Raw genomic sequence first — 20155 nt, 5'->3', positions numbered from 1 at the left:
AAAATGAAAATAATCAAAATATTACTCGTTCTCGTTACATTCATCTTCAGCTCTGTCGCGATCGCCCATACCGGACTAACAGCATCGAGTCCGGCAAACAAAGGGGTGTTACAAGGTTCGCCAAAAGTTCTAGAACTTTCATTTAACAGTTCGGTCCGACTCGTCAAACTGACTCTGCATGATGTCAAGGGTAAGAAGATCAATATCGGCTTCAAACCTCGTTCTGTGAGTTCAACGCAATTTGCTATAGCGCTGCCTGAGTTGATGTCCTCAAACTATTCGGTTAACTGGATGATAATGGGAGAGGATGTCCATAAAATGAAAGGCACCTTTAGCTTTATGGTGCGTCCCACTGTCCCAGATACCGATGACTTGAAACAGAACGGTCTCGCCAATGATTGATCTTATTGGACAAACCAACCCGTTCGATTTAGTCGCAATTATCACCAAATGGATAATCTATGGGGGGGTAGCGAGTGTGATCGGTGGCCTATTTATGATGATGCTGATCACCGGGCTAGAGAGCAAACGTCTTACCCATAAGCAAGAACAGGGATTGTTAACTCAGTACCGTGAACTCACCCGTTATATGTGTAAAGGGGCAATCATCGGGGGAGGGGCCGTGGTGGTGAATTTCTATCTTCAAGTGGGCTCATTTGCTGAAGATGGCTGGGCGGGATTGTTTGATCCCACCATGAGCGAACTTTTGTGGCTGAGTGATCTTGGCAGCTCAGTTGCTTGGCGTATTACCGGGTTTAGCTTAGTGTTACTGGCGGCACTGATCCCGAATAAGCTCAATCGAACTAATCGTTTTTTCCTCTTTAGCTTACTGTTAATTGCTACGGTTTGTTTAGCCTATTCTTTTACCCTAATAGGACACAGTACTGAGCTAGGTAAGTTTGCTAAGTGGTTAGTGGCACTTCATGTCGTCGCTATCGGTGTCTGGATAGGTTCATTGTTACCCTTGTGGTCTATGTGTGGCTGTTTAGCGTCTGAACAGCTGAAACAATATATGGAATCATTCGGTCGACTCGCCATGTTTATTGTTGCCATTGTTGCATTGACGGGTGGCATATTACTGACTCAACTCTTGCAAACTCCGATGGAGATCATTACTAGCAACTACGGTCTCGGAATATTAATCAAGCTGTCTATCATTGCCCTAATCTTAATGATCGCGGCACTGAATAAGTTCAACTTAGTGCCCGGACTGAGTGCGAGTGATAATGATCCAAGACCAAGCTTATTACTGAAGAGATCTATCGGAGTTGAGATCCTTATCGCCTGCTTAATTTTATCCATCACAGCGTTCGTTTCAAGTGTTTTAGGACCTAAAATTTTTTCCTGACGCCTAAGTTAACGGTTCAAATAAAGGAAGTAAGTGTAATGAACAAAGATAAAATAAATGGTATATCAATGCTATTTTCAAGCGTATTGCTGCTCGCTAGCATTATGTTTTCCCCTGTGTCTCTGGCAAATTGTCCATATTCATTGGTCTAACTAAAGAAAAATAGCACCTTCGCCATTTGCCTTGAATTTTTTGAATACGCCAGTACTAACGATGTTATGAAAGCATAGATTATTAGCTCGGTGCGATAAAGTCGGATGAGGGGCTAATCTCATTCGACTTCTTATGTTCCAGTTGCAGGTGTTGCTTTTCACTTGTGCTGTTGTCCATACCAACGTCCTGTTAAGGCAAGCTAAAGCCATTGCATATGGATTAATGATTAAATTAGACGGCGATAATATACGAGTGGTTTGTTATTAACAGTTGTTTAGGTTTGAATGGTTGTTATGTTTTTGTTGGCCTGTGAGCCGGGCCGCAAAGATAGAATTAAAGAGGTTCTCAGTTATCCTTTAACCCTCGACAACTTAGTCTGGTTGAAGAGGGTTATGATACCAATATCAACAAAGGTATTGGTTAGTATCAGTGCAAACGATTAGAACTCTTCGTCGTCGCCAAAGCTTTCTTCTTCACCGAAGCCATTATTCGCTAATGTGTCAGCTCCGAAGTCTGAGCTTGGATCGTTATATTCAGAGGCAAAACCTGAGTTATCACCTAAGAAACTTGAATCTGCACCGTCATCTGCTGAGGTTCCTGCGTCAGGTTCAGTGGCTGCAGTTTGAGTATCTGTTGCGTCAGGTTCAGGTGTCGCCTCTGCAGTTGGTTCATCATCACCAAACAGTGCGTTACTAATAAGATGACCTGCAACCATACCCGCTGCAACACTTGCGGCGGTTTGCATAAAGCCACCAAAGGCACTTGGTTGGCGAACAGGTTGCGGCTGAACTGGCGCAGGAGTGGTGCCGCCTATCATACGGCTCAAAGTGCCACGCTCAGATTCTTTTCTGAAGTGCTCAACCTGTGAGGTTAAAAAGTCATTTTTTGACTTCATGTCTTTAAGTGCCATCTCTTGCACTAATACAGCTTGAGTCAGTTTGTAGACGATATCTTCTTGAGATGCGATCTCTTGGCTAATGAGGTTATCAGCTTCAGAGTCTTTTGGATTATTTGGGCTCGCCTTTAATTTATCAGCGACGCTTTGAATCAGTTCTTTCTCTTGTGGAGTCATGTTAATTCCTAAATAAGGGATACATCATTTTATATTTAATACGCATCCTATCTCAAGGTTCACTCCAGACGTACAAATAATAAAGCTAATTATTATCAACAGCTTAAATAACAGCCGGTTAACAACAATTAACAAACAAGCAGCTTTAAAAACTTACAAAGATTAAGAGAGTTTTATCTAAAAGAGATCCTTGGGTATCACTTTTTAGGGAGAGGTGTGGGGCTGGTTTGATGAGATTAGAACGACTTAGCTGTGCAAAGGGCTGAATAGAAAATGCTTAGACTCAGATAAATGAGCTAAGCATTTTGTGATGATAGCCAGTGCTGTAATCACCGCTTTGCAGTTGTTATGGCGCGGATAATTATGTCTTAGATAGACATAAACAGGCCAACAACGGTCGCTGATAGTAGGTTAGCAAGGGTTGCAGCTAACAGTACCTTCATGCCCACAGAAGCAATATAGCTAGACTGCTTAGGGATCATGGTACTTAGCGCTGCGACTACCATAGACACAGAGCCTATATTGGCGAAGCCACATAGGGCAACGGTAATGACGGCTACGGCTTTAGGTGACATCACTTCGCCAGTGGCTGCAACGACAGTTTCACCAGAGATATAAGGTGCAAAGCCTGCATAGGCAACGAACTCGTTTAATACTAGCTTTTGCGCAATGAAGTTACCCGCGATGTTGGCTTCAACCCAAGGAACGCCAATTAGCCAAGCAATAGGCGAAAACGCATAGCCTAGTAATAGCTCTAACGTAATATTTTCAAAGCCAAACAATCCGCCTGTCCAGCCTATCATGCTGTTGAGCATCGCCATTAAGCCAATACAGGCAATCAAAATAGCGCCCACAACCGCTGCAATTTGCATACCTGTTATTGCGCCTTTAGCTATCGCGTCGATAAAGTTTGTTGGTTTCTGATCGTCAGGTAAGGCAGGGACATCATTCATTGGCTGCTCTGTTTCTGGGATCATCAACTTTGCAAACAATAAACCTGCTGGCGCACTCATAAAACACGCCATCACTAGGTATCGCACTTCAACGCCCATACCGGCAAGGCCTGCCAAAACAGAGCCTGCAATCGAGGCTAAACCACCAACCATGATGGCAAAAATCTCAGATTTTGTTAGATATGGGTGCCAAGGCTTTACAAAAAGTGGTGCCTCAGTTTGTCCACAGACAGTGTTAGCTATCGCGTTCATCGATTCTGCTTTAGAGGAACCAATCACCTTTTGCAATCCGCCACCGAGGATTTTGACAAAAAATGTCATGATCCCCATATAGTGCAGCAAGCTGACTAATGATGCGGTGAAGATAATGGCTGGTAGCACTTGGAAAGCAAAAATGAAGCCTAAGTTTTCCACTTGGAATGTCACCAAGTTACCGAACACAAAGGTAATGCCCTTGGTTGCAAAGCCAAGCACATTTGCTACGCCATTTGAGACAGCTAATAACATGTTTGCGCCAAAGCTGGTGGCCAGCACGAAGCCCGCGATAGAGAACTGAATAATTAACGCGCCACCGACAGTGCGCCAGTTAACATTTTTTTAGCATTACAAAAAAGATAGCCCACGGCTAGTAGGGCAGCGATACCGAGTAAAGATTGCAACATGATGGCAAGACCTATTGTTGAATGTGATTAATTGAATTGATTAAGCGCTCGGCATGTTGCTGAGACAGTTCGATAACCGTGTTTTGATTGCCACCCTCATCGGCTGTTGAGTTCATTTCGAAGCTAATAATGGTGTCGACGATATCCATTTGCGCCGCTTTAATCGGATGCACTGCCGCCTGTAGATACTGCTCAAGTGGTAGGAAGTTAAACTCACCTGCTTGATAGGAATTTTCGGTGGCGCCGCAGGTTATCGAGATAATGACTTTTTTGTGTTTGAGCTGGTCGCCTTTGGGGCCAAAAGCGAAGTTGTAGCAAAACACTTCATCAAACCAAAGCTTCATTAACGCTGGGTAAGTTGACCAATAAAGGGGAAACTGAAAGATAATAATGTCGGCTTGCACAAGAAGAGCTTGCTCCGCTGACACATCAACACTGTAATTAGCACAAGCTTGGTCGAGCTTATGGACTGAAAGAGGGCTCACTGTTTGCAGTCTCTTCAGAATTTCATGGTTCGCAATTGAGCGTTTGAGATCGGGGTGACCCGAGATCAGCAGCACCTTGCTGTTTGTGTGGTTCATTTTGTCTGCACTTAAAAGTTAGTAAAAAATAATATCAAAATGCTGACTGAACTCGCCTCAAGAGATGGTGTTTTGAGGCCGCCAATTGTTATATGTTAATGACATTTATTAGGTGTAGAACAGCAGCGCGCTAATATTGCACAAGCGACTGTTAAAGTAGATTGGCTTGGTTAGATATTGATATTAAAGTCACACTTAAGCTGGGTTTTGGGAGGTTTTTAATCAGCTTGCGAGTGGTGCACGTAAATTCATCAGAGATAGCCAGAGGTGATACCGTACTTGATGCATTTTTTTGTAAGCTGTTCATTATATATGGGTTTACTATTTATGGTTTTTTCTTAGTGAGATATCTCCACTAACAATGTCGACTTTTTCTCCTAGTAGATTGACCAGCTTTGCTTCTATGTGCATCGACATTGGGAAATGGGTATCCGGTTGTTTGATTATTACTTCTGCGTAAGTACGGTATCGATTCGATAAAAAATAATAGTTTCCGTTCCATTCACAGTCAAAGTAAAAGCGAGACTCACTCAGATTAATATTCTCTAGGCGGTTTTTAGCGTGCCTAAGATAATGTTCAGTGGTGATAATGCGACAGGTGTTATCAGCTGAACCGTTGCCAAATTTAAAAATTAGTGCAGGTTTATCGGTTAGCTTTCCCTGAGTGCCACCAAGGTAAGTGGTGAGTTTAATATTTGTTACCTGACTTGTCGTTGAGCTTAGCGAAAATGGCAGGAGAAAAGCGGTAATACACAGTCGTGAACGCATAATGAACTCCTGCAACTTCCAATGTTGAACTCTTATTTTGTTGTTGTGTTGATGCTTGTTACTCTGTTTAGTTTTTATCTAACCTTCAATTATCAATATCATGTACGCGAATGTGAATTTGAGCAAGGCCTACTCGTTAATTAAGTATTTGAAATTTAAGTGATCTATTAAGTAGTGATACCAGCATTATTCTTGGAGATGGAAAGTGAGCTGATACCGCTTTAGTACTGGATCAAACTTGCGTAAAGTAGTGGTTGAAGTCAGAGAGCACCAGACTGAATGGGATTGATAACTTGGAAGTAAAAATGAAACAGATACCAACAAAGATTACCTTTTTTGAGTTCCTGACGCCCTTTGTAGCATCGGGGAAAAAGACTATCACCATTCGGGATGAGTCTGAATGCCATTATGTGCCTGGTACTCAAGTGGAAGTGTTCACCCTTGAAACGGATACTAAGGTTTGTGATATCGAGATACTATCGGTTGCGCCGCTTCTGTTTAGTGAGATAAATGAGTTCCACGCGAAGCAAGAGTATCTGGAATTGGCTAAACTCAAGGAGATAATTTCAGAGGTGTATCCAAACACTGAGCAGCTTTATGTGATCTCATACAAACTGGTTAATGATTTGGTAAAATAAAGCTGATCATGAAATTGAACGAATGTGGTTGGCTTGAGTACCTGTTTGAGTAATTTGATCTCTGACTCCATTGAGGTATGGAGTCAGATATCTATAGTGTTGGAAAACAGTCGCCGTCAGGAGACTTGTGGCTCTCTATTTAGAGACCATCTTTCTAATCTGTTCAGCCCGCTCTTCGTCGCTAAGATCTGATGGTGGCGGTGTGGCAATGCCTATCTGACAAGCTTTACGCTCTGCTAGTTCGCTCATCCAACGTTGCAGGTGATCCAGACCTGAGATGTCGACGCCACTCCACTCATAAATACGCACCCAAGGCCAGGTCGAAATATCGGCTATGGTGTAATCATCGCCAGCTAAGTAACGGTTGGTGGCGAGTTGTTTATCCATTACCTCAAATAAACGGCGACTCTCGTTTTGATAACGCTCGATGGCTGCTGGGATCTTCTCTGGAAAGTAACGAAAAAATACATTGGCTTGCCCCATCATAGGTCCAACCCCACTCATCTGAAACATCAGCCATTGAATAACCTGAGAACGCTTTTTAGGGTTTGCAGGGAGTAGTTTGCCTGTTTTTTCTGCTAGATAGAGTAAAATTGCACCGGATTCGAACACCACGAAGTCATCGTTGTCCCGATCGATGATGGCTGGGATCCGGCCATTAGGATTGATGGTTAAAAATTCAGGCTTCTTTTGATCAGCCTCCATTAAATCCAGGTGGTGAACTTGATACTCGAGCCCCATCTCCTCTAATGCGATAGATATTTTATGGCCATTGGGTGTCGCTGCTGTGTAGAGGTCTATCATGATGACTCCAAAATGTGTTAGTTAATATTGTGGTTTCATTTGAACCGTTAATTCGAACAGAATTGGGTTAAGTATTAGTGCCGGCATTGACAGTTTGTACCGATTCTCTTTGTTCTATCTGTTGTTGCCATCGCTTGAGATAGACCTGCTTCGAGTTTGGGGTGACATCCAGATGTTGAATAAAACTTACCATGACATAAGCGGTGATATCTGCAATAGAAAAAGTGTTACCCGCAATATACTCATGCTGACTGAGTTGAGTGTCTAATGTGGGCAAAAAGTCGATTAACCTCTTTTTTGACTCCTCTCCCCAAGCCTCGATGCAGTTTTCTCTATCTCCATATATTTTTGTGATATTTCTAAAGGCTTGAAAGCCGACGAATAAGCCCTGAAGTTCGCAGATTCGTTGCCACATCTCTACGTTTGCTTTTTCGATAGGGCTGTTGCCAAAAAGTGAATTAGCGGGTTTGTGTAGCTCATCGAAGTAGCGGCAGATGGCTACGGATTCACACAGAGTTTGACCATTATCGAACTTGAGTACGGGGATGCGACCATTGACGCTAATGGCTTTAAACTCATCGGTTAAATTTTCTCCACCACGAATATCGACGCTGACTCTGTCAACGTCGATGCCCATCTCAGCAAGGAAGATATTAACGCGTCTAGCACTTGGACTTGGAGCCAGTTCATATAATTTCATTATTGTTTCTTCTGTTAGTGGCAGTAAATACTTTAACGGAACGATTGGTTAGGTTAGAATCTAAACTATACCTGAACGTTCGGTCAAGAATAAGTTTCGACTAAATAAGAGTAAAAAGATCTATGGCAAGAAGTTGTAATTTCGACAGAGAAGAGAAATTGGTACTGGCCATGGAGCTATTTTGGCAACAGGGCTATGAGGCCACTTCAATTGCAGATCTGGTTGCCTACCTTGGGATAAACCGCTTCAGCTTGTATAACAGTTATGGTGATAAATTAAGTCTGTACCGTGAATCACTTAACTATTACTTAGAGCAGTACTCACAGCCTAAATTGAAATCGTTAGCTACTAATGGAGGGTTTGATGAACTGTTAAGCTATATTGAGCGCTTTGTGGCGATACAAAAGGAGCAAAAATATGGCTGTTTCCTGCAAAATGCGATACTGGAGAAAATTATCTCTGATGATGTGGTTAAGCTGCAGTGTGAGCGACTGTTCGAGGGCATGTTCACTGCGTTTAGTACAAGTCTTGAGTATGCTAAGGCTAGCGGTGAACTCAGAACTGATGTTGATCCGATTCAGATCAGCCGTTTCCTCTTAATGCAGATGCAGGGCATACGGGTACTCGGTAAAGCGGGCCAGTTTGAGGTGATTGAGGGGGCTTATCAGGTATTGAAAAGCTATCTTATCTCTTTAAAAGAACAGGGTTAGCGGAGTGAGGTTAACGGGAGCACTCCACAGAATTTCTTTTCTAACCACAGTGATGAATAGCGTTGATTAAGAGGTTTTATTCCGCAGTTCGAATTAGTAATCCAGATCCAGTGCAAAACATAAATAGGCCATTAACTTTTGCGTCTGTTCAAATTCTTTCGCACACCAAGGGACAAAGTCTTTATCTTGGATCTGTGTGGCTTCGATAGGTTTGATGGCGATAAAGTCTTTGCGTTTTAATTCATCGAGCATAGGGTGAGTTTTATCGTAGCCTTTTGGTGGCCTGATTAAGCTGTCTCCTTCCATCTCAAACCCAGCTGATCTTAATTGAGTGAGAGCCTTCTTATAAGCGTTGGGATTTTCATCAATGCAAGTACGCAGTTTATTGAGCGCTTTTGAATCTGGATGCCAAATCCCTGCGCCGAGAAAACAACCTTCATTAGCAATATGGATATAGAGTCCCGGAGCGTGAACATCTTTGCCCTGAAAATGCCTGAATTGAATACCGACATTGGTTTTATAGGGGGTCTTATCTTTACTGAACCTAGCATCTCTTTGGGGACGCATTAGGCTACCGCCTACTTTTTTAGGTAGTGCGACGAGCCTAGGCGACAAAGTAAGAATATGAGGTTGCATCGCCTCGATAAACTTAAGGGCTGGGGTACGCACTTCGGCCTCATATTGAACCTGATTGGTTTTGAACCATTCACGATCATTGTTGTTGGCGAGTAGGGATAGAAACGAGAAGCTCTTAGGGCTAAACATAGGGATATGGCACCTGACTTAGAGGGATGATAAAACGTATCATAAGTGCAATATCATTGACATTAAATAAGTTGAGATTAACGGGCCCGAGTTCATCTATACCCAAGTAGTTTGGGTATAGATGTTACAGAGTGGTTTTATTCCAACGGGTATTTGTTTGCTACTAACGATGACTTATCGACTCCTCTCTAACGCCATCGGATTGAGATGACAGCTCATTTTAATGATTTAATCTGATCTAATTATTTTACTGTATTTTTTATACAATAATCAAAACTTCTCACAATACACTATGTTAGTAACTTGTTAATTTAGAAGGCCTCTGGTAGGTTCGGCAATGTAACCAATTGAAAGTAACGTAAATGGCGTTAGTCGCAGCCGATAGTTTTTGCGCTATTTTCAGATTGAACAGTAACTCTATATTAAAAATATAACGGAGAAGCTTTATGAAATTATCGAAAATTGCGAGCGCTATCATAGCCCTGACTGTGAGTGTATCTACGACCGCAAAAGCTGATGACAATCGTTACATTATTCAAGTGGACAATGGTAATAAAGGTGTTGTTAAGGCGCTAACTAATAGGCTTGGGGGAGAGATTCATATTGATGGTAATGGTTTTATCTCGGCTACATTTACGGGTAAAGATCTCTCTCAAGTAAAAGGCTTGCTGAAGAACCCACATATTAAATTGGTCGAAGCCGATCAACGCCGTCAATTAATGTCGGCATACAGTGATGATGCGGGCAATCCGATGACGCAACAAGTGACGCCATATGCGGTTTATCAATCTCAAGCTAACCAAGTGGCATTTAACGCCAGTGCAGGCATGAAAGTCTGTATTATCGACTCAGGTTTGGATGCTAGTAACAGTGACTTTGAGTGGAACAATATTTCAGGTGACAATGATTCTGGTACGGGTAATTGGAACGAAAATGGTGGTCCACACGGCACACATGTAGCCGGTACTGTAGGCGCTGCTGACAATAGCGTGGGCGTGATCGGTATGGCACCTGGCGTCGATATGCACATCATTAAAGTCTTTAATGATGATGGATGGGGATATTCTTCTGATTTAGCCCACGCAGCAAACCTTTGTAGTGCGGCTGGTGCGAATATTATCAGTATGAGTTTAGGTGGCGGTGGTGCAAACTCAACGGAATCGAATGCATTTCAATCTTTCGTTGATGCAGGTGGCCTCGTTGTCGCGGCTGCAGGAAATGATGGTAATAATGTTCGTTCATATCCTGCAGGTTACCCATCAGTAATGATGATCGGTGCTAATGATGCAGACAATAATATTGCCGATTTCTCACAGTTCCCAGGTTGTACTACTGGCCGTGGTAAGAAGGTTAAGACTGACGAGACCATCTGTGTTGAAGTCACCGCAGGTGGCGTTGACACGCTGTCGACCTATCCAGCAAGCATGGCGACAGCATCAAATATGACCGTCGATGGTGCTGCATATGCTAGCTCTGCAATGGAAAATGCAGGGGGAATTGCTGGTGGCACCTACTATATGGGTACTGCCGAAGTCATGGATAGTGGTGCAAACGGCAATATTTGTGTTATCGACCGAGGGATGATCTCTTTCCATGATAAGGTCGCTAATTGTGAAGGTTCGGGAGGCGTTGGTGCGGTCATTATCAATAATCAAGCAGGTATGTTATTTGGTACTTTAGGTGACACTAATGCGACGACTATTCCGGCTGTTGGTGCAGCATTTGAAGACCGCGCAGCTATGTTAGCAGCATCTAACATTAGTATCGATATTGGTACATCTGATTATGGATTTATGAGTGGAACCTCGATGGCTACTCCTGCAGTATCGGGTGTCGCAGCGCTGGTGTGGTCTAATCATAATCAGTGTAGCGGTAACGAAATCCGTGAAGCATTAAAAGCGACGGCGATGGACGCTGGTGTAGCGGGTAACGATGTTTATTTTGGCTACGGAATTGTCAAAGCTGCGGCAGCAGACGCTTATCTAACGGCTAATGGCTGTGCGGGTGGCGATGGTGGTGAACCCGGTGGCGATTTCAGCCTAAGTGCAAATGGTTATAAGAGCAAAGGTGTAAAAAAGGTGGATCTAAGCTTTAATGGTGCAGCAGGTAGCAATGTTGATGTTTACCGTGACGGCAGCATAATTGCCACAACGTCGGCCAGCTCGATCTATACCGATACCATTACCAGTAAAGGTGGTGGAAGTTACACTTATAAAGCATGTGATGAAGGCACAACAAGCTGTACTAGTGAGCAAGTTGTTATATTCTAATTAAGTTGCTTGATAGGGTAAAAAACCGCAGATTTATTTGCGGTTTTTTTACGGCCTACTTCAGGATAAATCATTTAAGCAAGAAGACTATTCCCATATCTAATTTCCTACAGTTAGTTTGTTCAAAATAATGCTGAGTAGATCACTTTATTATACTCATAGGCATTGAAAACAAGTCGTTACCCGTGAATTTAATCAGCACTGTGTGGCCAGTAAGTTTAAAAGGTGCTTTAATAGAATGACTCTATGGTATTTAAAGTTAGTTATGTTTTTTCCTGTGTTAGATCTCATTGCTCTTATCTGTTTTTTTGTTTGCTGGATAGGCTATACCAGCTTTGCTCGTCGTAAGGCGAAGACCACAAATTGTATTGCTCGTTGTCTGCAGCAACATCGAATTTACTGGATGAATGAATTGATTCGCCGAGACGTGAGAGTTGGGGACGCTGCATTATTGGCTAACCTAGAGCGAAATATCACCTTCTTTGCTTCCACCACAATATTGGTACTTGCTGGTGTATTAACCTTATTTGCTCAAGTCGACAAATTAGAGTCAGTGATTGCCACAATTCCTTTTACTGGTGTGCCTAATCATACGATGATCCAACTTAAACTCACGTTGTTGACCTTTATTTTTGTAATGGCATTCTTTCAGTTTACTTGGTCGATGCGCCAATATGGTTTCCTTAATGTGATGGTTGGAGCTTCTCCAGTTGATAAGTTAATGAAAGATGACCGTTTGAAAAGTTATGCGATTCAGATGGCCATTGTTCAAGATCAAGCTGCGCATTCATACAATTATGGACTTCGAGCTTACTATTTCGCCATGGCTGTGTTGAGTTGGTTTTTCCACCCAATTCTATTTATTGGCGTGAGTTTGTTCGTGGTGTACACCTTATATCAGCGTGAATTTAACTCTAAGGCGGTTATTGCCATTACCGTTGGAATGCAGGTATTAAATGAGCATAATAAACGTGGAAATTAATAGTTAATTGATAAATATAAAACTGTGAGGAGCTAACCTCGCAGTTTTTTTCTTAATATAGTTCTGCATTTTTTATCTTGTTACCTCTCCCATTTATTTTCACTTTTTATTGAGTATGTTTATATAAAACATCTATTTTTCATCTCTGAAAATAGAGATAAAAACGATGTTTATCCCATGTGTTTCTATTCGCTATTCGGTTATAGCTTAGCAGTCTGATTTCGGAGCTGGTCGTGGCTTCGTTTTTAGACCCTTTAGTGATCTTGCTGACAAATAAAGCGGTATTGATGGCTGTTCGCTGTGTGTAACCTATACAGGAATAAACATATGATAACCTTAAGTAACCCAAGAAAAGTAAAATATCCCAAGTTAAAGGCTATTTCAGCTGTGATATTAAGCAGTTTATTTATCGCGCCTGCGTGGTCGGTAAGTAGCGAAGTTGAAATCATCACCAAGGCTCCATGGACTCAGTCTGCTTTAAAACAAGCAGTGGCGAAAGAGCGGGAGGTTAAAAGCGTCACACGCTATAACATGCAATTAGAGGGCTTTAAACAGGAGACCAGTTCACTAAAGTTTGAACTGCCAGACGCAAGTGTCATTATTGCTAAAAAGACACTCGCCTATATTACTGGCTCAGGCTCTTTGGTTTGGCAAGGAGAGATAGTTAACCAAAATGCTGCTTTATTCCCCGGTGACAATCAGATTATCTTAGTTAAATCAGATGAGTTTCTGTCGGCAACGATCAAATTTAATGGTCGATTGTTTAAGATGAAGCCATCAAATAACCAACAGATTGAGCTAAAAGAGATAGATCAAACTCTGTTACCCGATGAACACAGTGAAGAGTTAACTGAAGGTAAAAATAGTATATTCAACGAGCGAGGCGGATACTCAGTCAAACCATTATCGGTGAGTCCATCGGCGACAACAAGTTCTGTGATTAGGGTGCTCGTGGGTTTTACCAGCGAAGCGTTAAATCAAAATCCCGGCATGCAGGCGTTAATCGATCTGGCCGTTGCAGAAACCAATCAAGGGTTTACAGATTCAGGAGTCAATGCACAGGTTGAGTTAGCCCATAGCTATGAGCTTAACTATGCAGAATCAGGAGATCACGGTTTAGATCTGGACCGATTTCATCTGCCAAATGATGGTTATATGGACGATGTCTATCAGATTCGAGAGCAATACAGTGCCGATGTGGCTGCGATCCTAATTGGCGATGCGAGTGCATGTGGGCGTGCAAGAGAAATAGGGGCGTCAGAAGAGACTGCTTTTATGGTGATAAAGGACAGTTGTGCGACCGGTTATTACTCTTTTGGTCATGAGCTTGGTCACCTGATGTCGGCGCGTCACAACCCTGAAAAAGACAGCAATACCACCCCCTATGCTTTTGGTCATGGATTCCTCTATAGCCAAGGCGGTTGGCGTTCTATCATGTCTTATAACAGCAATAGTTGCTGTACTAGGCAGAACTTTTGGTCCGACCCTACCCGCAGTTTTCAAAGTGTTGTCAGAGGAACAACGGGCACCCACGATAACGCAAGAGTACTCAATTTAACCGCCGCGACAGTGGCGGGATTCAGAAGTGGTGGCGATGGTAATTTGCCTCCAGTGGCAGCGTTTATCTATAGCGCGAATGATTTGAGCGTCGATTTTACTGATGTTAGCAGCGATCCTGATAATCAAATTTTGACCACATTATGGGACTTTGGTGACGGCGCCACTTCAAATGCATCATCACCGACCCATGTATATCAAGCGAATGGACAATATCAGGTCTCTTTACGGGTGACGGACGAAGCGGGATCCAGTAACACTAACGGTCAGACTATCAGTGTTACTGCAGGGGCCGTGAATCAAGCACCCGATGCTAATTTTATCTATAACGCGCAGGGGTTAACCATCAACTTTATCGATCAAAGCCAAGATCTTGATGGGCAGATAGTATCCTGGCTATGGGACTTTGGCGACAATAGTCAATCGAGTGAACAGGCACCTAAGCATGTCTATCAAACAGCGGGTAACTATTGGGTTGAGTTGTTGGTGACGGATAATGAAGGCGAATATAGCAGCCATAGAGTCTTGATTGAGATTACTGCCCAGACGTTAATCTCATCTGAGAATTTTGAGTCGGGTCTAGGAGATTGGAGCAACAATAGCAGCAGTGATTGGGATTGGAGCCGTCTAAGCGGTGCAACAGCATCAAGTTCAACGGGTCCTGATTCCGGTGTCGGTGGGCAAGGTTATTATCTCTACCTTGAAACTTCAAATAACAAAGGCGCTTATACCGCTGGCGAGCAGGCTGTAATTGAAAGTCGTGATTGGAATGTTAGTCAGCCACGTTTTAGTTTTGATTATCATATGTATGGTGCCAATATAGGCACTTTGGTGGTCGATATGTTTAAAGATGGCAGTTGGAACAATAATATTTGGCAGATATCTGGTCAGCAGCAAAGCTCAAGTACAGAAGATTATCGTCAAGCTAATGTCGACCTATCCGCATACTCAGGTGCTGTCCGTTTTAGACTGAGGGCAGTGGCTGCTGGAGGTTGGAAAGGGGATATCGCCATTGATAATTTACAAGTGTATGGCACACCGTTTATACCAGAAAATCAAGCACCTGTATTCACACTTAATCCAAGTGTCATTGCAGATGCTAGCGTGGATCTTGCTTATCGCGCTGATATCTCTGCAGCAGCAACCGATCCTGACGGCGATGTGCTTACTTTCAGTATTATTTCTGCTCCCGCTTGGATAAGTCTTACCGCGAATGGTCTGATTTCGGGAACACCAGAAAGTGCCGATCTTGGGCTGAATACTATGCAGGTTAGAGTGACAGATCCACAAGGTGCATCAAGTGAGGCTCAAGTTGAACTTTACGTGGTGGAGGCAACAATAATAGCACTCACGTCATTGGATTTTGAGGCTGGTTTCAACAATGGCTGGAGTCATGGGACTGGTGCTAGTCACGAGTGGGAAACGGAAGCCGGAACCACGCCATCGAGTTCAACCGGACCCGCTGCAGGTGCCAATACTCAAAGTACCTATGCTTATCTGGAAACCTCAAAAGATTTTGCCTATAGCGCGGGAAATACAGCATACCTCGACAGTCCAACATTAGCAGGAACTGCACGTCTGCTTAGTTTTCATTACCATATGTATGGTGCTGAAATAGGGAGTCTATCTGTCGATATTTTCCACCAAGGAAACTGGCAAACAGCGCTTTTTCAAGTCAGTGGTGAGCAGCAGCTTAGCAGCAGTGAAGCTTATCAGTATCAAGAGGTCGATCTCTCCTCTTTTGAGGGTGATATTACAGTTCGATTCCGTGCTGAAGCTGCCGGAGGTTGGAAAGGTGATATTGCCATCGATGATATTAAAGTGGAAGGTTACCCTTAAGCGTTTATAGTGATGGCATAGAGCCAGCTTGGGGGCCTTCAAGTTGGCTTTTTATGTGAAATATTTTGGGTTTTAAGCGCAATGAGTAAAATGTATTCACTTTCTGCATTGGGCGAAGATACGCATTGGCATTACAGGATCTCATCATCGAACTTAAATTCAACCTCTTAACTACCCCATTAACTTTAGTCTTTCTTATGAGACCATTAAAATGGTGACTAAATATAATGATCTTTAATGAGTTATAGTGGGTAACACTCTGTATAACAGTGTTATATTGTACTCATAATGTTTAGCTCTGATGGAAACAAATAGAAATTGATGCAAAACAAAATTGTAAAAGGGACATTAGTTCGTTGGAGAGATGACAAAGGCTTTGGTTTTATTGAACCTGAGCAGGTCAATGGTGAGCCTAAATCACAAGATGTGTTTATTCACGCATCGCGATTAACTCATATGAGTCGACGTCCGTTAGAGGGAGACATTATCTTCTTTCAAATTGAGCATAAACCTGATGGTAAACTCAACGCTATTGAGGCGCATATTGATGGCGTCGAGGTTAAATCGGACTTAGAGCATAACTCCAAGACTAAAAAAGGTCTTCGCAGCCAGCAAAGAGACGTGGCCACAGATAGAAGAAAAACTAATAAGGTTAGCGACCACAGTGACAGTCCGACCAGAGGAATACTCTACCGTATTGGGATCATGATGTTACTCCTCGCAGGAGCTAGCTTTGCCTATAACAGAGTGGTTAACTCTAGCGGGACTGGCAACAACCCATCTGATAGTGTCACTCACATTGTTGCTGCATCGACTGGGTCTGCGGTCAACCTGGATAGCCGTTCTCTAGGGTCAACAGATTCTGGTGTAGTAAGCCTTGCTAAGGCATATCAAGATAAGTTAAACGGTGTACAGGTTAGAGCTTCAGGTACAGTGATTACATTATTAGAAGATGATAATGAGGGCAGTCGACATCAGAGATTTATCTTACGTTTATCCAATAATCAGACTCTTCTGGTAGCCCATAATATCGACCTTGCTCCCCGCATCGAGAGCATTAGTTTAGGGGATAAGGTCGAGTTTGCTGGTCAGTATGAGTTTAATAATAAGGGGGGCGTTGTTCATTGGACGCATGATGATCCTCAGGCTCGTCATCCGGGTGGCTGGCTTAAGCATGATGGACAAATCTATAAATAGTGATAAGCGACCTTAAATTGCGAGGTCGCATTGGTGTCTAATACCAATCAGTATAAGAAAGTGATCTACTCAGCGTGTTTTTTGACAAATTAATTCAAGGCGAATGGATGATGGAATGGTGGTTCCCTTGTGAGCTTAAACCTAGTTCAACTACGTTCCTAACTCGTTGTAAAGAAGATGGATGTTCTGAATGTCGTTAATGCAGGAGCAATTAATGACCTTGCCTCAGAAGCGCTAAACTCTCACTGAGCGATCATATCTTTAGAGTCCGCCAAATTTGCCATTTTGATTCTGCCATTCCCCCATGGGTGCTATGGTCTCAATCACATCCCAATGTTCAGCAATTTTGCCGTTTTCAATCCGGAAAAGATCGTAGAAAGAACTCTCTTTATCGGCAAAGGTTCCTTCGCTGATACTGAGGACAAAGTTACCTTCCCCCAGTATTTTATGGTTTTGGCTATAGACCATTTTAATGCCTTGTTTAGCCATAGCTTCGAGCACTTTTCCTAAGCCTGAAACCCCATCACCCTATTTGAGGGTTATGTTGTATATATTGATCGCCATTGAAGTAGTTAGCGAGTTTATCAAACTCATCTTTTACCAATATGGTGTTCACTAAATCGTTAACTAATTTCTTATTCTCTGCGGTTTTATCTAGATCAACGGCTTGAGATGCACCATCAGTTTGACTGTGGCCACTTGGATTTAGCTGCGTAGATTTTTCTGTCAGATTATCCCAATGTTAACAAAGACTCTATCATGGGCTCTCAGTTGTATCGATCAAATATATCAGCGATAGAGGTTAATTACAGTCTAACTTACCTTATAATGGGGGCTTCTTTCTCTATTCGCTTAACTTATATGCAGCTTAAACCACTCTCTAAAGGTCGCTTCCACTCGCTCTGGCAGCAAGAGCACCATGATATTGAGCAGATCATGTCCGATTGCATCAGCGATACCCGAACAGTGGCTGCTCATCATAAATTGATGGAGCAAGGTCAGAAGGTGAGCTCACTTATTTTGGTTAAGCGAGGACGGATCTCTATGGGGTATACCGCCAGAAATGGTCGCTGTTTTCAACTAGGAACCATGGAATGTGACTCGCAAATATTCGGAGAGATGGAGTTCTTTAGTAACTATCTGTGTCAACTTGATATCATCGCTGAAGATAATCTGGAGATCGAAGTTATTTGTGGTGATAAGTTGCAACGGGCTTTAACAGAGAAACCTATGTTTGCTCTGTTTTTTGCCAGTGCTATTGCTATCGATTATCAAGATACGGTTGATATTTTTACCCGCAGAATGCTCTACCCCATCGCGTATAACATCGCCTACGATCTCTATCATCAACACCTTAATGATCAGCCTGTGGATGGCTTTACTAAGTGCTATTTGGAAGCTGAGCGTTTTGCCACAACAGATCGTGTATATCGACGTGCGGTAAAGAAGCTAGAGGAGCTGGGGTTGATACAGCGTGATAAAGAGGAGGGCATAGTGATCTGTGATCTTGAAGGATTAAAAAGCTATATTGAGTAATTTTAGCTTAGAAAAAGCCCCGCTAAACGTCAGTTTATCGGGGCTAGCTTATACCATTTCCGCTAATCTAAGCCGCTTTATACTGTTCATTATTAGACTGCGACAGATTCTGTTGTTTTTCTTGCTGTTGATTGACCTTCATCAGCAGTAAACAGCGTCTTTTAGTTCGTCTCATTCTAATGTTTCGTACTCTCGTCTTAACGCTAATTGTTCTGGGTTTACGCATGGCTGTTAGGCTATCTCTGTCATTTTAAACATTGAAGTTGAGCTAACGATAACATTTCTTGTTGTCAACATTAGGCGGTCGCTACACTGTTTTTGGTCGTTTGACGACGAGAAAACAATAACATACCAAAAATGATGGCGTATATGACTGGGATGGCATACATCACAGCCTGTAAACCAATAATGGTCTCGAACATCGCGCTAATGGCAGGACTAAACATGGCACCAGCACTGCCGCTGATCAAAATATAAGAGACATTCTTGCTGCTGGCCTGTTTTACAAACGAGACACCGTAGGCGATAAAGGCGTTATAAAGGGCCGCACAAGCGAAACCGTAGCCATAGGTTAAGTAACCCATCCATTCCAGTTTATCTGTAGTTACAATCAAACTAGTGATCACTAATGCCAGCGCCATCATGGCCATTAAGAAATACTGAATCTTCACTCTGGAAACAATAAGTGTTGAAATTAAAGCCCCCACAAGGGCTGCAGACCAGTACTGGGTAATGATATTGCCTGCTTCCTCAAAAGGAATATCGAACTTACCCTTAACGAACATCGGTGCCCAAGTTAAGAAGGTATACAGGGCTAACATGCCAAGGAATAAGCCGATACCTGCGCTTATTATCGAGAAGTTCCACTCTGATTTCTCGGTGATCTGTTTACCCGTCGCATCACTCTTAGGCTCGCACAGATCGAAGTTAGTCATCAGTGCCATATTGGCGGTGGCCAGTGCTACCAGTCCTACGGCTAGATAGCTGTAACTCCAGTTAAGAGCATGACTTAGGGCGTAAGTTGTAATTAATGGGAACACGACACCTGCGACATTGAAGGTCGCATCTTGAACCACGAGCATGGTGCTTTGAATCTTATCTTTCCACACGGATACGACGATAGTGCCAGCGATACACAGACCCACACCACCACAAATACCGATAATGGTCATGGCAATCATCACTACGCTTAACGATGCGGTGAAATGCAAGCTAGCGGCGCTGATTGCAATCAATAGATAACTGATTAATGTAATACGTTTAACGCCTATCTTCTCAATCAGGAAGAAGGCCGCTATTGTGCCTGCTAGTGCACCACCATTGAGTAGCGAAAATATAGAGGCCACTTCATTAATATTTGCAGAAAACTTCTCTGCAATAGGGTCAATCAACATGCCAAATTGGGTCGCAAAACCCGCCATAATGAAGTTGGCGAGGAAGCTTAATACCGTTAAAGAAATTTTGTTTCTCATCATAGATCCCTTAATCTTTTTGATATAACAATAGAGGCATTCATCATTTTGTAGTCTCAATGACCAACAGATCATCACAGGTTAAAATTATTTTAGGCATTGTGATAACGGTGGTTTAATGTAATAAATGTTTGATAGTATTGTTGGT

General features: G+C 42.7%; 17 protein-coding genes and 1 pseudogene. 9 read left to right on the top strand and 9 right to left on the bottom strand.

The window, feature by feature from the left end; genetic code table 11:
• Nucleotides 1–3: 3 nt before the first annotated feature.
• On the top strand, nucleotides 4–402 hold the full coding sequence (locus HWQ47_RS19660; protein WP_269967727.1) for a copper resistance CopC family protein: 399 nt from the start codon (nucleotides 4–6) through the stop codon (nucleotides 400–402).
• A complete protein-coding gene (locus HWQ47_RS19655) occupies nucleotides 395–1348 on the top strand; it encodes a copper resistance D family protein (protein ID WP_269967726.1) in 954 nt (317 codons plus the stop codon). The genes HWQ47_RS19660 and HWQ47_RS19655 overlap by 8 nt, the downstream gene beginning before the upstream one ends.
• Before the next feature lie 592 nt (nucleotides 1349–1940).
• Here HWQ47_RS19655 and HWQ47_RS19650 read toward each other — a convergent pair.
• The 4 genes and pseudogenes from HWQ47_RS19650 to HWQ47_RS19635 form a co-directional block, all read right to left on the bottom strand.
• Nucleotides 1941–2573, bottom strand: a complete 633-nt coding sequence (locus tag HWQ47_RS19650; protein WP_269967725.1) for a DUF2076 domain-containing protein — start codon at nucleotides 2571–2573, stop codon at nucleotides 1941–1943.
• Between the two features lie 368 nt (nucleotides 2574–2941).
• Nucleotides 2942–4188: pseudogene (locus tag HWQ47_RS19645) on the bottom strand (NupC/NupG family nucleoside CNT transporter).
• A gap of 11 nt (nucleotides 4189–4199) precedes the next feature.
• On the bottom strand, nucleotides 4200–4769 hold the full coding sequence (locus HWQ47_RS19640) for an NAD(P)H-dependent oxidoreductase (protein ID WP_269967724.1): 570 nt from the start codon (nucleotides 4767–4769) through the stop codon (nucleotides 4200–4202).
• A 321-nt stretch (nucleotides 4770–5090) separates the two neighbouring features.
• On the bottom strand, nucleotides 5091–5537 hold the full coding sequence (locus tag HWQ47_RS19635; RefSeq protein ID WP_269967723.1) for a hypothetical protein: 447 nt from the start codon (nucleotides 5535–5537) through the stop codon (nucleotides 5091–5093).
• A 305-nt stretch (nucleotides 5538–5842) separates the two neighbouring features.
• Here HWQ47_RS19635 and yqfB point away from each other — a divergent pair, with 305 nt between their 5' ends.
• Nucleotides 5843–6175: a N(4)-acetylcytidine aminohydrolase gene (yqfB, locus tag HWQ47_RS19630; protein WP_269967722.1), complete on the top strand. Its 333-nt coding sequence runs from the start codon at nucleotides 5843–5845 to the stop codon at nucleotides 6173–6175.
• Between the two features lie 135 nt (nucleotides 6176–6310).
• Here the strand turns inward: yqfB and HWQ47_RS19625 are convergent, their stop codons facing one another.
• Both HWQ47_RS19625 and HWQ47_RS19620 read right to left on the bottom strand, forming a co-directional pair.
• Nucleotides 6311–6979: a glutathione S-transferase family protein gene (locus HWQ47_RS19625; protein WP_269967721.1), complete on the bottom strand. Its 669-nt coding sequence runs from the start codon at nucleotides 6977–6979 to the stop codon at nucleotides 6311–6313.
• Between the two features lie 67 nt (nucleotides 6980–7046).
• Nucleotides 7047–7679 carry a glutathione S-transferase family protein gene (locus HWQ47_RS19620; RefSeq protein ID WP_269967720.1) on the bottom strand — a complete coding sequence of 211 codons (633 nt, stop codon included), beginning with the start codon at nucleotides 7677–7679 and terminating at the stop codon, nucleotides 7047–7049.
• Between the two features lie 122 nt (nucleotides 7680–7801).
• Here HWQ47_RS19620 and HWQ47_RS19615 point away from each other — a divergent pair, with 122 nt between their 5' ends.
• The gene (locus HWQ47_RS19615; RefSeq protein WP_269967719.1) at nucleotides 7802–8389 is read left to right on the top strand and encodes a TetR/AcrR family transcriptional regulator; all 588 of its coding nucleotides are present in this window, start codon (nucleotides 7802–7804) and stop codon (nucleotides 8387–8389) included.
• 93 nt (nucleotides 8390–8482) lie between these two features.
• Here the strand turns inward: HWQ47_RS19615 and HWQ47_RS19610 are convergent, their stop codons facing one another.
• Nucleotides 8483–9154, bottom strand: coding sequence for a DUF2461 domain-containing protein (locus HWQ47_RS19610; protein WP_269967718.1), 672 nt, complete (start codon nucleotides 9152–9154; stop codon nucleotides 8483–8485).
• 446 nt (nucleotides 9155–9600) lie between these two features.
• Between HWQ47_RS19610 and HWQ47_RS19605 the strand changes: the two genes are divergently transcribed.
• The 4 genes from HWQ47_RS19605 (at nucleotide 9601) to HWQ47_RS19590 (ending at nucleotide 16999) form a co-directional block, all read left to right on the top strand.
• Nucleotides 9601–11424 carry a S8 family serine peptidase gene (locus tag HWQ47_RS19605; protein WP_269967717.1) on the top strand — a complete coding sequence of 608 codons (1824 nt, stop codon included), beginning with the start codon at nucleotides 9601–9603 and terminating at the stop codon, nucleotides 11422–11424.
• Between the two features lie 265 nt (nucleotides 11425–11689).
• Nucleotides 11690–12406, top strand: coding sequence for a DUF599 domain-containing protein (locus HWQ47_RS19600; protein WP_269971800.1), 717 nt, complete (start codon nucleotides 11690–11692; stop codon nucleotides 12404–12406).
• Between the two features lie 327 nt (nucleotides 12407–12733).
• Nucleotides 12734–15802 carry a PKD domain-containing protein gene (locus HWQ47_RS19595; protein ID WP_269967716.1) on the top strand — a complete coding sequence of 1023 codons (3069 nt, stop codon included), beginning with the start codon at nucleotides 12734–12736 and terminating at the stop codon, nucleotides 15800–15802.
• 321 nt (nucleotides 15803–16123) lie between these two features.
• The gene (locus HWQ47_RS19590) at nucleotides 16124–16999 is read left to right on the top strand and encodes a DUF3465 domain-containing protein (protein WP_269967715.1); all 876 of its coding nucleotides are present in this window, start codon (nucleotides 16124–16126) and stop codon (nucleotides 16997–16999) included.
• Nucleotides 17000–17260: 261 nt separating this feature from the next.
• Here HWQ47_RS19590 and HWQ47_RS19585 read toward each other — a convergent pair whose 3' ends face one another.
• On the bottom strand, nucleotides 17261–17488 hold the full coding sequence (locus HWQ47_RS19585; protein ID WP_269967714.1) for a nuclear transport factor 2 family protein: 228 nt from the start codon (nucleotides 17486–17488) through the stop codon (nucleotides 17261–17263).
• Between the two features lie 372 nt (nucleotides 17489–17860).
• Between HWQ47_RS19585 and HWQ47_RS19580 the strand changes: the two genes are divergently transcribed.
• Nucleotides 17861–18535 (top strand): Crp/Fnr family transcriptional regulator, encoded by a 675-nt coding sequence (locus HWQ47_RS19580; RefSeq protein WP_326515482.1) that lies wholly within the window; start codon nucleotides 17861–17863, stop codon nucleotides 18533–18535.
• A gap of 296 nt (nucleotides 18536–18831) precedes the next feature.
• Here the strand turns inward: HWQ47_RS19580 and tsgA are convergent, their stop codons facing one another.
• A complete protein-coding gene (gene tsgA / locus HWQ47_RS19575) occupies nucleotides 18832–20007 on the bottom strand; it encodes an MFS transporter TsgA (protein ID WP_269971799.1) in 1176 nt (391 codons plus the stop codon).
• Nucleotides 20008–20155: the final 148 nt, after the last annotated feature.

This window comes from Shewanella sp. MTB7, assembly GCF_027571385.1.
Taxonomy (GTDB): Bacteria; Pseudomonadota; Gammaproteobacteria; order Enterobacterales; family Shewanellaceae; genus Shewanella.
This window is presented reverse-complemented; position numbering and strand designations above follow the sequence as displayed.